Genomic DNA, 13,317 nt, shown 5'->3' on the forward strand with positions numbered 1-13,317 from the left:
CATGGCCGCCTCGCTCGACCGTCGCCGTTTCCTCGCCTCCGCCTCGCTGGCGCTGGCCGCGTCGGCGGCGGCGGGGCCGGGATGGGCCGCGGCGGGGGGGCCGAGCCATATCGGCGCGGCGCGCCTGCCCTCGGGCGATTACGCGCTGATCGGGCTCACGGAGGATGGGGAGGCGGCGTTCCGCATTCCCCTCCCCGGCCGGGGTCACGCCGCCGCCGCCCATCCGCGCCGGCCGCTGGCGGTGGCGTTCGCCCGGCGGCCCGGCGTGTTCGGGCTGGTGATCGACTGCGCCTCGGGCCAGGTCGCGGCCCGGCTGGAGAGCCCCGAGGGCCGGCATTTCTACGGGCACGGGGCGTTCTCGGCCGATGGGCGCTGGCTCTTCACCTGCGAGAACGCCTTCGATGAGGACGACGCCGGCCGCATCGGGGTCTGGGACGCCGACAGCTGGAGCCGTGTGGACGAGATGCGCTCCGGCGGGATCGGCCCGCATGAGGCGCTGCTGGCCGGGCCGGACCTGCTGGCCATCGCCAATGGCGGGATCCGCACGCATCCCGATGCGGGGCGGGCCAAGCTGAATCTCGCGACCATGCGGCCGAACCTCGCCTATCTGTCGCTGACGTCGGGAGAGGTGGTGGAGGCGGCGGAGCCGCCGGAGCATCTCGCCTCCCTGCGCCATATCGCGCGGCGGCCGGACGGCTTGATCGCGGCGGCGATGCAGTGGGAGGGCGAGGCGTCGGAGGCGCCGGCGCTGCTGGCCCTGCACCGGCCGGGGCAGGGGGCCTTGAGGTTGCTGCGGGCGCCGGGGGCGGAACATGCGCGGCTGGGCGGCTATGGCGGCTCGGCGGCGTTCTCGGGGGATGGGACGCGGGCCGTGGTGACCTCTCCGCGGGGCGGGGCGAGCCAGGTGTTCGACGCGGAGAGCGGGGCGTTCCTGGAGACGCTCGCCCAGGCGGATGTGTGCGGGGCGGCGCCGGCGGGGGCGGGACTGCTGCTTTCGGACGGAACCGGGGGGCTGCGCTGGCTGGGAGCGGCGGGAGAGACCCTCGCGACCGCTTTGATGCGCGTGAACTGGGACAACCACCTGACCGCCGTGGGCCGCGCGGCGCGCCATGCCTGAGGCCTCCCGGTCCGGCCCTGTCCGGCCCGGCCTGACGGCCGGGCGCCGCGCCCGAGGTCGTCCCTACGGCGCCGTCGCGCCGCGCGGCGGTTGCAACCTGGGCGCCGTCGTCCCGGTTTCGCAACATCGCCGTTCGCGCCCGTCGCCATCGGGCGCCCGGGCCCCGCGCCGCGCGGGCGCGACGGCGCCGTGGGCGCGGCCTCGACGCGCGGCTTCCTCCGCCGGGGCGAGGCGCGGCCCTCGCCCGCATGGACCTTCGCGACCTCCAGGCGCAGGACTGAGCGTCCCCGGCGCCGCGCGTCGCCCGCCTCCCCGCAGGAGAACCCCATGCCCGTCGCCTACGCGCCCGAGGAGCTGGCGGTCATCGCCTTCGCCATGCTGTTCGCCGGCTTCGTGAAAGGCGCCACCGGGCTGGGCTATTCCACCACCTGCCTGCCGATCATGGCGCTGGCGCTGGGGCTCAAGGCCTCGCTGCCGCTGGCGCTGGCGCCCTCGCTCGCCTCCAACGCCGCGGTGATGCTGGGGGCGGGGCCGATCTGGCCGGCGATGCGGCGCTTCTGGCCGATGCTCGCGCTCGCCCCGGTGGGGGTGCTCTGCGGCGCGGCCCTGCTGGGGCGCGTGGCGGGCGACACAGCCGGCGCCGCGCTGGGCTGCGCGCTGATCGCCTGGATCGCCTTCGCCGCGGCCAAGCCGCATTGGCGCCTGCCCCCGGCGATGGAGCGCCCCGCCGCCCCCGCCGTGGGGCTGCTGACCGGGACCATCAACGGTCTCACCGGATCGCAGGTGCTGCCCATCACGCCCTTCCTGATGTCGCTGGACATGCCGCGCGGGACCTTCCTGCACACGCTCAATCTCAGCTTCACCCTGTCCAGCTTCACCATGGCCGCGGCCCTGGCCGGGCTGGGGCTGATGACCCGCGACGCGGCGCTGGTCTCGCTCTGCGGCGTGGCCCTGTCGATCGCCGGGGTGCGGGCGGGGGGCGCGATGCGCAAGCGGCTGCCCGAGCAGGCGTTCCGCAACCTGGTGCTGGGGGTGCTCGGCCTCGCCGGCGCGGCGCTCGTGGCGCGCGGACTGGGCTGAGCCCGGCGCCTCCCGGCCGGCGGCGCCTTTTCCGCCAGTTCCCGTCTCACGGTTGAACATCGACGCCGAGTCGCCGGTCGGGCGAGCGCCTGACCTTGCGTTTACAGGCGCTTGCCTGAAGTTCCATATCTCTGAAAAGGGCTGATCGCACAGAAAGATTGTTGACAATCCATCCTGACACTTGTCACCCTCTCCTCCAACGAACGCGCCGAGCGCCCCCGAAAACGGGGATCAGCGACCCGGCCGTCAGGGAGGAAGACGACCATGACCGACCCTTCGGGCGTCGCCGAGCTGCGCGTGCGGCGCGGCCTGGCCGAGGCGATGGGCGGCGAGGAGAAACTCGCCCGCCACATCGCCGCCGGCAAACTTCCGGTGCGCGAGCGCATCGCCCGCCTCTGCGATCCGGACAGCTTCCGAGAGATCGGCTCGGTCTCCGGCAAGGCGGGTTACGACGCCGACGGCGTGCTGACCGATTTCTCGCCCGCCAACTTCATCTTCGGCCGCGCCCGGATCGACGGCCGCGCCGTGGTCATCGCCGCCGATGACTTCACCGTGCGCGGCGGGGCCGCCGACGCCTCGATCACCGGCAAGGTCGAGCAGGCGGAGGCCATGGCCCACACCCTGCGCCTGCCGCTGATCCGGCTGATCGACGCCACCGGAGGCTCGGTGAAGACCATCGAGTCGCTGGGCCGCACCTATGTCCCCGCCAACCCGTCCTGGGGCGACCTGATCCGCAACCTGGAATCGGTGCCGGTGGTGGCGCTGGTGCTGGGCTCGGTCGCGGGGATCGCCTCGGCCCGCGCGGTCTCGGCGCATCTGACGGTGATGGTGGAGAGCATCTCGCACATGTTCATCGCCGGCCCCCCGGTGGTGAAGCGCACCGGCATCGACATGGGCAAGGAGGAGCTGGGCGGCGCCAGGGTGCACGAAAAGGCCGGCGCCGCCGACCTGGTGGTGAAGTCCGAGGACGAGGCCTTCGCCACCGCCCGCGCTTTCCTGTCCTTCCTGCCGTCCTCGGTCGGCGAGCCGCTGCCCGCCCGCGCTGCGAGCGACCCCGAGGACCGCGCCGACGCCGATCTCGGCGCCATCGTCCCGGCGGACCGGCGCAAGGTCTATCCGATGCGCGACATCCTGCGCCGGGTGTTCGACGACGGCGACGTCTTCGAGATGGCCCCGAAATTCGGCCGCGCCTCGATCACCGCGCTGGCGCGTCTGGGGGGGCGGCCGGTCGCGGTCATGGCCTCGGACCCGCGGGTCTATGGCGGGGCCTGGGGGGCGGATACCTGCGACAAGGCCATCCGGTTCCTCGATTTCGCCGAGACCTTCCGCCTGCCGCTGGTGCATTTCGTCGACATCCCCGGCTTCATGATCGGGCCGGAGGCGGAGCGCACCGGCACCATCCGACACGGCGCCCGGGCGCTGGCGGCGGTCTACCGGGCCTCGGTCCCGGTCTGCTCGATCCTCGTGCGCAAATGCTTCGGGGTGGCCGGGGCCGCGCACATGAACCCGGAGGGGTTCCGGCACCGCTACGCCTGGCCCTCGGGCGACTGGGGCTCGATCCCGCTGGAAGGGGGGATCGAGGCGGCGTGGAAGCGCGACCTGGAAGCCGCCCCGGATCGGGAGGCGATGCTGGCCGAAATCACCGAGCGGCTCGACGCCCTGCGCTCCCCCTTCCGCACCGCGGAGGCCTTCGGGGTGGAGGAGATCATCGACCCGGCCGAAACCCGGACCCTGCTGTGCGAGTTCGCCGAGCTGGCCTATCGCCGCAACCTTCGGGACGCGCCCCAGGCGCGGTATCGGCCATGAAGGACATGGCGCCGGACTCGCCGCTGCTGCGGGTGGAGGGGCTGGGCATCGGTTTCGGCGCCCGCCGCGGCCGCATCGCCCTGCGCATCACCGAGGGCGTGTCCTTCGACATCGCGCGGGGCGAGCGGGTGGGGCTGGTCGGCGAAAGCGGCTGCGGCAAGACCATCACCGGCCTGTCGCTGATGCGGCTGCTGCCCGGAAACGCGCGCATCGAGGGGCGGATCCTGCTGGACGGCGAGGACCTGGCGAAAGCCTCGCCGCCCCGGATGCGGAAGATCCGCGGCAAGCGCATCGCCATGATCTTCCAGGAGCCGATGTCGGCGCTCGATCCGGTGTTCACCATCGGCGCCCAGATCGGCGAGGCGCTGACCCTGCACGAGACCGTCACCCGCGCCGAATGCCGCGAACGCGTTGTCGAGATGCTCGCCGCCGTCGGCATTCCCGCGCCCGAGAAGCGGCATGACGAATATCCGCACCAGCTTTCGGGGGGCATGCGCCAGCGGGCGATGATCGCCATGGCGCTGATCTGCAAGCCCGAGCTGATCGTGGCGGATGAGCCGACCACCGCGCTCGACGTCACCATCCAGGCCCAGATCATGGACCTGCTGCGCGACCTGTCCGAACGCACCGGCACGGCGCTTTTGTTCATCACCCACGACCTCGGCGTGGTGGCGGAGACCTGCACGCGCATGATCACCATGTATGCGGGGCAGGTGGTCGAGGACGCGCCGGTGGACGCGGCCCTGACGCGCCCCCGGCATCCCTACACGTCGGGGCTTCTGCGCTCGCTCCCGCAGCTCAACCGGGCGCGGGGGGAATTCGCCTTCATCGCGGGCCGCGTGCCCTCGCCCGCCGCGATGCCGGCGGGATGCCGGTTCCGCTCCCGCTGCGAGCTGGCGGGGCCGGGCTGCGAAGCGCCCCAGACGCTGGAGCGGGTGGAGGAGGGCCGGCTCGCCCGCTGTCACCGGGCGCCCGATCTGGACCTGCCGGGAGCGGTGGCATGAACCCGCGCGAGACCCTGACCTCCCCCCGCTCCGAAGCCTCCGCCGGAAACGTCGCCGGAACCGCCGCGCGGCCGGAGGCGGAGACGGCCGCTCCGGTGATCTCGGTCGAGGATCTGGCCATCGCCTTCCCCTCGCTCGACGGGCGGGAGACGGTGAAGGCGGTGGACGGCGTGTCCTTCGCCATCGCGCCGGGGGAGACCTTCGGGATCATCGGCGAAAGCGGCTCGGGCAAGACCACCATCGGGCGGGCGCTGGCGGGGCTGTTGCCGCCGACCGGCGGAACCATCCGCTATGACGGCGAGGACCTGCGCGGCATGTCGCGGCGGGACTGGCGCGACCGGCGGCGGCGCTACCAGATCGTCTTCCAGGACCCCAACGCCGCGCTCGACCCGCGCATGACCATCCTGCAGAGCCTGATCGAGCCGATGAAGATCGCCGGCGGCCGCAGCCCCGAGGAGATGAAGGCCGAGGCGATGCGCAACCTCGACCGCGCGGGCCTGCGGGCGGAGCTGGCGGACCGCCATCCGCACGAGCTTTCGGGCGGCCAGAAGCAGCGGGTGAACATCGCGCGCGTGCTGCCGCTCAACCCCCGCCTGATCGTCTGCGACGAGGTGGTGGCGGCGCTCGACGTGTCGATCCGGGGCGAGATCCTCAACCTTTTCGCCGAGCTTCAGCGCGAATTCGGCATCGCCTACGCCTTCATCGCCCATGACCTCGCCATCGTGGCCCAGGTCTCGGATCGCATCGCGGTGACCTATCTGGGCCGGTTCATGGAACTGGGCCCGGCCGAGGCCGTCACCGAACGCCCGCTTCATCCCTATACCGCGGCGCTGCTCTCGGCCGAGCCCCGCCCGCTGCCGGCGCATCTGCGCGCGCCGCGGCGGATCGAGCTGAAGGGAGAGATCCCCAGCCCGGTGAACCCTCCCAGCGGCTGCCGGTTCCGCACCCGCTGTCCCCACGCGCAGGGGCTCTGCGCGCAACAGGCGCCTGAATGGCGCGAGGTCCGGCCAGGCCACCACGTGGCCTGCCATTTCGCCGGCCCCGACGGGCTCGTCGAGCACGCATCGCAGCAATCGTCGGCAAAGACCGACACGGGAGGAGACCACCGATGACCGAATCTCAGAACCGGCGCCCGACGCTGGCCGAACTGCCCCAGTTGCGCCGCCGCCAGGTGCTGGCAGGCTTCGCGGGGGTCGGCGCGCTCGCCGTCGCGGGCATGCCCTTCGCCGCGTCCGCCGCCGGCGGCGCCCTGCGCATCGCGGCCAACGCCAACCCGTCCAGCCTCGACCCCGCCACCGGCGGCGCGGGCTCGGACCACGTGTTCCTCTACAACTTCTACGACACGCTGGTGGACTGGGACTACGCCACGCTGGCCCCGCTGCCCGGGCTCGCCACGTCGTGGGAGTTCACCGACCCCCAGACGCTGGTGTTCCAGCTTCGCGAGGGCGTGACCTTCCATGACGGCTCGCCCTTCGATGCGGAGGCGGTGAAGTTCAACCTCGACCGCAACCGCACCGCGAACCTGTCCAACATCAAGAAGGACGTGGCCAACATCGCCGAGGTCATCGTCGACGGCCCCCACCAGGTGACGCTGAAGCTGTCGGCCCCCGACACCGCGCTGCCGCTGATCCTGTCGGACCGCGCCGGCATGATGATCGCCCCCTCCTCGGTCGGCAACGATCCCGAGACGCGGGCCGACCGCGCGCCGATCGGCACCGGCCCGTTCTCCTTCGTGTCCTGGACCGACGGGGAGAAGGTGGCGGGCAAGGCCAATCCCGACCATTGGCGCGAGGGCATTCCCCGGGTCGACACGCTGGACATGCACATCATCCCCGACGGGGCCACGGCGCTGCGCGCGGTGCAGTCGGGGCAGGCCGAGATCGCCTACCAGATCTCCGAGCGTCAGAAGACGCTGATCGAGAAGATGCCGAACCTCCAGCTTGCCTTCGGTCCGACCCTCTACGTCTATCAGATGTACCTGAACTCCGCCCGCGGGCCGCTTCAGGACGAGCGGGTGCGCAAGGCGATGATGCTGGCCATCGACCGGGACGCCTGGGTGCTGGCGACGCAGGCCGGCGTGGGCGAGCCCGCCTACATGAACCTGCCCAAGGCGCATTGGGCCTGGTCCGAAAAGGCCGCCAAGCAGGTGACCTACGACCTCGACCGGGCCAAGGCCTACATGAAGGAGGCCGGGCTCGAAGGCGGCATCGACCTGGATTTCCGCGGCTATCCCGACCAGGCCAGCGTGCAGCGGGCCGAGGTGGTGCTGGAGCAGCTGGGCAAGATCGGGGTGCGCGGCAAGTTCACCAACGGACCCATCGCGGAGACCTCCGGCCTGTATTTCGGGACCGAGAAACAGGGCGACGTGCTGCTGTCGGCCTGGACCGGGCGCCCGGATCCGTCGCTGACCTACGCGCTGCTCTACTCGGAAAGCTCCTACTACAACGCCGGCCGGGTGAAGCCGCCGGCGGGCTACGACCAGGCCATCCAGGACAGCCGCTCCACCAACGATCAGGCCGAGCGGGCCGAGGCCCTGGGCCGCGCGCAGGAGCTGGCCATGGGGGCCGCGATGAACATCCCCCTGTCCATCCGCTACGAGGTCGACGCCCTGTCGTCCAAGGTCGAGGGCTACAAGCCCAACCTGCTTGGCAAGCCCAAGTTCCGCGACGCCGGCCTGACGTAAACGGCGGAAAAGGGAGGACCCCGAGATGCTCAACCAGGTTCAACGCCGGATGCTGATGCGCCGCGTGCTCCAGGCGATACCGGTGCTGATCCTGGCCACCTTCTCGGTGTTCATGCTGCTCAAGATGCTTCCCGGCGACGTGGCGATCACGCTCGCCGGGGAGAACGCGACGCAGGAGCGGATCGAGGAGATCCGCACGCTCTACGGCCTCGACCGCCCGCTGCTGGTGCAATACGGCGACTGGGTCTGGGGGGCGGTGCAGGGGGACCTGTCCAAATCGCTCCTGTCGGGGGAGGCGGTGTCGGACACGCTCGCCCGCGTCTTCCCCAACACGCTGTTCATCGTGGCCTACGCCATCCTGCTGGCGGTGCTGGCCGGCGTGCCGCTGGGCGTGCTGGCCGCGAGCCGGGCGGGGGGCTGGGCCGACAAGCTGGTGATGGTGTTCAGCTCGGTCGGCGTGGCGCTGCCTAATTTCTGGCTGGCGATGATCTTCGTCGGGGCCTTCGCGCTGAACCGGCAATGGTTCCCGGCCACGGGCTTCACGCCCGCCTCCGAGGACTTCGGCGCCGCCGTGTGGCAGGCGACGCTGCCGGCGGTGGCGCTGGCCGCCTCGGGCATGGCGGAGGTGGCGCGGCAGCTGAGATCCTCCCTGGTCGAGGTGCTGGAGAGCCAGCATTTCCGCACCCTGCACGCCAAGGGGCTGAGCCCGCGCGCGATCCTGTGGAAGCACGGGCTGCGCAACGTCTCGGTCAACCTGCTCACGGTGATCTCGCTGCTGGTCAACCGGACGTTGGCCGCGACGGTGGTGGTGGAGGTGGTCTTCGCCATTCCCGGCATCGGCGCGACCATCGTCGACGCCACCCTGCGCCGGGATTTCCCGGTGGTGCAGGGGGTGGTGCTGGCGATGGTGGTCACCGTCATCGTCGTCAACCTGATCGCCGACATGCTCTACAGCGTTCTTGACCCGAGGATCGCGCAACGATGACCGCCATTCCCGATCCCCATGCCGTCGCCCCCGCTCCGTCCGTCCGGGCGCCCGCGGACGCCGATCCGCCGCCGCCCCCGCCGCGCCCGTTCCTGACCCGGCTGGGCGACTGGGCGAGCGACGACATCCCCGCCGCCATCGCGCTGGTGGTGCTGTCGGTGATCGTCGCCTGCTCGATCTTCGCGCCCTGGATCGCGCCTCATGATCCGACGCTGCAGAATTACGACATCATCCTGGAGGCCCCGAGCCCGGACTATCTGCTGGGCACCGACGACCTGGGCCGCGACGTGTTCTCCCGCCTGATCCACGGGGCCTCGGCCTCGGTCTACGCGGCCTTCCTGTCGGTCGGGGTCGCGGCGCTGCTGGGCATCCCGGTGGGGCTGATCGCGGGCTATGCCGGCGGCTATGTCGACGAGGCGGTGAGCCGGATCATCGACACCTTCCTCAGCTTTCCCGCCATCGTGCTGGCCATCGCCGTGACCGGCGTGCTGGGCATCGGGCTGACCAACGCCATGATCGCGGTGGGCATCGTCTTCGCCCCCCAGCTCGCCCGGCTGGCCCGCGCCCGGGCGCTGGTGCTGAAGCAGGAGCTTTACGTGGACGCCGCCCGCTGCTTCGGCGCCTCCACCGGGCATATCCTGATCCGTCACGTCCTGCCCAACGCCATCCAGCCGGTGCTGGTGCAGATGACCCTGCTCATGGCCGTGGCCCTGCTGGCGGAGGCGTCGCTGTCCTTCCTGGGCCTCGGCATGCAGCCGCCCGAGCCCTCCTGGGGCTCGATGATCGCGCGCGCCTATCTCTACATCCAGCTCGCGCCCGAGCAGATGTGGGCGCCCGGCATCGCCATCCTCGTCACCGCGCTCAGCTTCAACACTCTGGGCGAGAGCCTGCGCGAAGCGCTCGACCCCACCTCCCGCTAGGAGCCCCCCGCATGGACATTCTCACCGACACCGCCGGCCGCGTCATGGAACTGCTCAAGGCGCCCGGAGACCGGGTCGAGGCCGGCGAGACGGTGATGACCGTCGAGGCCATGAAGATGGAGATCCCCATCGCCGCCGACGCCGCCGGAGTGATCACCGCCATCGCCGTCGCCGTCGACCAGATGGTGGAGGAGGACCAGGCGGTCGCCACGCTGGAGCCCTCCAGATGAGCGCGACCTCGGCCGAGGCGATCTTCGCCCGGATGACGGCGCAGGGGGACCTGATGCTCGCCCAGCTTGACCGCTGGGCGGCGGAAACCCCGGACAAGGTGTTCCTGCACTATGGCGAGGATGGCGTCCGCCTGACCTTCGCCGAGGTCGCGGCCCATGCCGACCGGCTCGCCGCCGGCCTGGCGGGGCAGGGGATCGGCAAGGGCGACCGGGTGGCGGTGCTGACCCGCAATTCGCTGGTGGCCGCTCTGTCGCTGTTCGGGATCTTCCGGGCGGGGGCGGTCTACGCGCCGATCAACTTCAACCTGACGGGGGGGCTGCTGGCCTACCAGCTTTCCGACGCCGCGCCCGCGCTGCTGATCACCGACCCGAGCTTCCTGCCGGCCCTCGCGCCGATCCAGGACGAGATCCGCATTCCCGCGCTCGCCCTCCACCATCCCGCGCCGGGCGACCATGATTTCGAGCCCGCGCCGGAGATCCCCGCCGGCCTTCCCGCGCCGCTGGACCTCGCCGAGCTCGCCGCCCCCGGCCGTCCGGTTCCCCGGGTCGAGGTCGGGCCCTTCGATCCGGCGGCGATCATCTACACATCCGGCACCACCGGCCCGGCCAAGGGCGTGCTGCTGGGGCATCGCTGGATCAACCAGTACAGCTTTTTCGGCCGGCCGCTCGCGAACGCCGACGACGCCATCTACTGCGATCTGCCCATGTATCACGTCGCCGGCGCCTTCTGGCTGCTGGGCGTGGCGACCTGGAGCGGGCAGACCATCGGCATCTGGGACAAGTTCTCCCCGGCGAAGTTCTGGGACCGGGTCGCGGAATGCGGGGCGACCTCGGCGACGCTGCTCGACGTGATGATCCCGCGGCTGATGTCGGCGCCCGAGCGGCCCGACGACCGCGACAACACCCTGATGCGCGTCCACATGCAGCCGTTCAACGCCAACCACCACGCCTTCGCCCGCCGCTTCGGGATCGACATCGTGACCGTGGGTTTCGGCCAGACCGAAAGCGGCGCCGTCTTCGCCGGCGTGATCGACGAATTCCCCGAAGGCCAGGGCACGCCCCCCGCCTTCTGGCGCGGGATGCCAAAGGCGGAGATCCTCGCCGCCGCGCGCGATCTCGGCCGGGTGATCTTCGACGGGCGCGAGGATCTGCCCAAGGGCCTGATGGGCGCGATCAACCCGCTCTATGAACTGGGCGTGCTGGATGAGACCGACGCCCCCGCGGCGCCGGGCGAGGTCGGCCAGCTCTGCCTGCGCCCGCGCGTGCCGGGGATGATCCTGCAGGGCTATATCAACAAGCCCGATGCGACGCTGAAGGTCCTGTCCAACTGCTGGTTCCATACCGGCGACGCGGTGCGCTGCGTGGACGAGGCCCGCGGCCTGCATGTCTTCGTCGACCGCATGGGCGGCTTCTTCCGGGTGCGGGGCGAGAACGTGTCCTCCTTCGAGGTGGAGACCGCGCTCGCGCGACATCCCGCCGTGCGCGCCGCCGCCGCCATCCCCCTGCCGGCGGCGGAGGGGGACGAGGACGACATCGCCGCCTTCGTGGAGCTGGAGGACGGCGCGACCCTGACGGCGGAGGAACTCGCCGCCCATGCCGCCGCCGAAATGCCGAAATACATGCGCCCCCGGCACCTGCGCATTCTCGACGCGCTGCCGGTGACGCCGACGTCGAAGATCGAGAAATACAAGCTCCGCGCCGCGCTGCTGGCCGAGCTGGACGCCGAGAAAGCCCCCGCATGACCGAGCCGCAAGACCCGCCCGCCACCGCCGATTTCCTCGCCCGCCACCGCGACGCCATCGCCGCCGCCTGGCCCGAGGGGATCGCCCGCGAGACCACGTTTCCGCTGGGCCGCATTCCGCTCTCGGACCATCTGCGCCACTGGGCGCGGGAGACGCCGGACGCGACCTCGATCATCTTCTACGGCCGCGAGATCTCCTGGGCGGAACTGGACGCCCTGTCGGACCGCTTCGCCGGGCTGCTGGCGGCGCGCGGCATCGGCAAGGGCGACCGGGTGGCGGTGTTCCTGCCCAACTGCCCGCAATTCCACATCGCCTTCTTCGGCATCCTCAAGCTGGGGGCGGTGCATTGCCCGGTCTCGCCGCTCTCCACCGGGCATGAGCTGGATTACATGCTGACCGACACCGGGGCGCGCGCGCTGGTGACGCTCGATGCGCTCTGGCCGGTGGTGGAGGCCGCGCCCGCGGCCAGGGGGCTGACCGTCTGGACCTCGGCGCTGTCGGAGATGGCGCCCGAGACCCCGACGATGGAGCTTCCCGCCGCCGTCGCCGCCCCGCTCGCGCCCAACGGGGGCGAGCCGCTGCTGCCCGCCATCACCGCCGCCGCGCCGGACTACGCCCCCGGCGCCTCCTGGGACGGGCTGGCGGCGCTGAACTATACCGGCGGCACCACCGGGATGCCCAAGGGCTGCGAGCATACGCAGGGCGACATGGTGTTCACCGCCGCCGCCAATCTCAGCCTCGGGGGCGCGGCGGATGCTGGCGTCTCGGCTTCTTTCTTCCCCGAATTCTGGATCGCGGGCCAGAACGCGGCGCTGCTCTACCCGGTCGTCGCCGGCGCTCCGCTGGTGCTGATGACCCGCTGGGATCCGCTGGCCCTGATGCAGGCCGTGGAACGCTACCGCGTGACCGCCTTCGCCATGGTGGTGGACGGGGCGCTGGAGATCCTCGCCCATCCGCGTTTCGCCGAGTTCGACCTGTCGTCGCTGCAACGCGTCCGTGTGGTGAGCTTCGTCAAGAAGCTGGACCGGGACATCCGCGCCCGCTGGAAAGCCGCCGTCGGCACGGTGCTGGCCGAAGCCGCCTGGGGGATGACCGAGACGCATACCTCCAACACCTTCACGCTGGGCATGCAGGACGACGATTTCGACCTGAAGCAGCAGCCGGTCTTCGTCGGCCTGCCGGTGCCCGGCAACGCGTTCACGATCCGCGATTTCGACACGTTCGAGGTGCTGGATTTCGGCCGGGAGGGGGAGATCTGCACCCGCTCTCCCGCCATGCTGAAAGCCTATTGGGGCAAGCCCGAAGCGACGGCGGAGGCGATCCGCGACGGCTGGCTGCGCTCCGGCGACATCGGGGTGATCGATGCGGGCGGCCACCTGCACTATCTCGGCCGCCGCAAGGAGATGCTGAAGGTCCGCGGCATGTCCGTCTTCCCCGCGGAACTGGAGGCGGAACTGGGCAAACACCCGCAGATCGCCGGCTCCGGCGTCATCGGCCGCCCCGATCCCCATGCCGGCCAGATCCCCGTGGCCTTCATCCAGCCGGCGCCGGGCGCGCAGGTCACGCCCGAGGCCCTGCATGAATGGCTGGCCGAGCGTGTCGCGAAATACAAGATCCCCGAGATCCGGCTGGTCGAGGCCCTGCCGATGACCGCCACCGGCAAGGTGAAGAAAACCGGCCTCGCCGACCTGCTCGAACCCGCCGGCTGAGGCCGCCCCGCCCCCCTGTTCCCGCCGCGCCGGACTTTCCC

The 13,317-nt window shown here is 71.4% G+C and carries 11 protein-coding genes; all 11 read left to right on the forward strand.

Annotated features, from left to right (window positions below):
* Nucleotide 1: 1 nt before the first annotated feature.
* The 11 genes from BLV24_RS02165 (at nt 2) to BLV24_RS02215 (ending at nt 13,276) form a co-directional block, all read left to right on the forward strand.
* Nucleotides 2-1,117, forward strand: a complete 1,116-nt coding sequence (locus tag BLV24_RS02165; protein WP_092679488.1) for a DUF1513 domain-containing protein — start codon at nt 2-4, stop codon at nt 1,115-1,117.
* A gap of 327 nt (nt 1,118-1,444) precedes the next feature.
* Nucleotides 1,445-2,197: a sulfite exporter TauE/SafE family protein gene (locus BLV24_RS02170; RefSeq protein WP_092679489.1), complete on the forward strand. Its 753-nt coding sequence runs from the start codon at nt 1,445-1,447 to the stop codon at nt 2,195-2,197.
* Nucleotides 2,198-2,461: 264 nt separating this feature from the next.
* The gene (locus BLV24_RS02175; protein WP_092679490.1) at nt 2,462-4,003 is read left to right on the forward strand and encodes an acyl-CoA carboxylase subunit beta; all 1,542 of its coding nucleotides are present in this window, start codon (nt 2,462-2,464) and stop codon (nt 4,001-4,003) included.
* Nucleotides 4,000-5,007 (forward strand): ABC transporter ATP-binding protein, encoded by a 1,008-nt coding sequence (locus BLV24_RS02180; protein ID WP_245710336.1) that lies wholly within the window; start codon nt 4,000-4,002, stop codon nt 5,005-5,007. The genes BLV24_RS02175 and BLV24_RS02180 overlap by 4 nt, the downstream gene beginning before the upstream one ends.
* Nucleotides 5,004-6,119 carry an ABC transporter ATP-binding protein gene (locus BLV24_RS02185; protein WP_092679491.1) on the forward strand — a complete coding sequence of 372 codons (1,116 nt, stop codon included), beginning with the start codon at nt 5,004-5,006 and terminating at the stop codon, nt 6,117-6,119. The genes BLV24_RS02180 and BLV24_RS02185 overlap by 4 nt, the downstream gene beginning before the upstream one ends.
* Nucleotides 6,116-7,690, forward strand: coding sequence for an ABC transporter substrate-binding protein (locus BLV24_RS02190; protein WP_092679492.1), 1,575 nt, complete (start codon nt 6,116-6,118; stop codon nt 7,688-7,690). The genes BLV24_RS02185 and BLV24_RS02190 overlap by 4 nt, the downstream gene beginning before the upstream one ends.
* A 25-nt stretch (nt 7,691-7,715) precedes the next feature.
* Nucleotides 7,716-8,675 carry an ABC transporter permease gene (locus tag BLV24_RS02195; RefSeq protein ID WP_092679493.1) on the forward strand — a complete coding sequence of 320 codons (960 nt, stop codon included), beginning with the start codon at nt 7,716-7,718 and terminating at the stop codon, nt 8,673-8,675.
* Nucleotides 8,672-9,595, forward strand: a complete 924-nt coding sequence (locus BLV24_RS02200) for an ABC transporter permease (RefSeq protein WP_092679494.1) — start codon at nt 8,672-8,674, stop codon at nt 9,593-9,595. The genes BLV24_RS02195 and BLV24_RS02200 overlap by 4 nt, the downstream gene beginning before the upstream one ends.
* Nucleotides 9,596-9,606: 11 nt before the next feature.
* Complete coding sequence (locus tag BLV24_RS02205; RefSeq protein ID WP_092679495.1) at nt 9,607-9,825, forward strand: acyl-CoA carboxylase biotin carboxyl carrier protein subunit; 219 nt, start codon at nt 9,607-9,609, stop codon at nt 9,823-9,825.
* Complete coding sequence (locus BLV24_RS02210; RefSeq protein ID WP_092679496.1) at nt 9,822-11,567, forward strand: AMP-binding protein; 1,746 nt, start codon at nt 9,822-9,824, stop codon at nt 11,565-11,567. The genes BLV24_RS02205 and BLV24_RS02210 overlap by 4 nt, the downstream gene beginning before the upstream one ends.
* Nucleotides 11,564-13,276, forward strand: coding sequence for an AMP-binding protein (locus tag BLV24_RS02215; RefSeq protein WP_092679497.1), 1,713 nt, complete (start codon nt 11,564-11,566; stop codon nt 13,274-13,276). The genes BLV24_RS02210 and BLV24_RS02215 overlap by 4 nt, the downstream gene beginning before the upstream one ends.
* Nucleotides 13,277-13,317: the final 41 nt, after the last annotated feature.

Origin of the sequence: Albimonas donghaensis (assembly GCF_900106695.1) — a bacterium.
GTDB lineage: Bacteria > Pseudomonadota > Alphaproteobacteria > Rhodobacterales > Rhodobacteraceae > Albimonas > Albimonas donghaensis.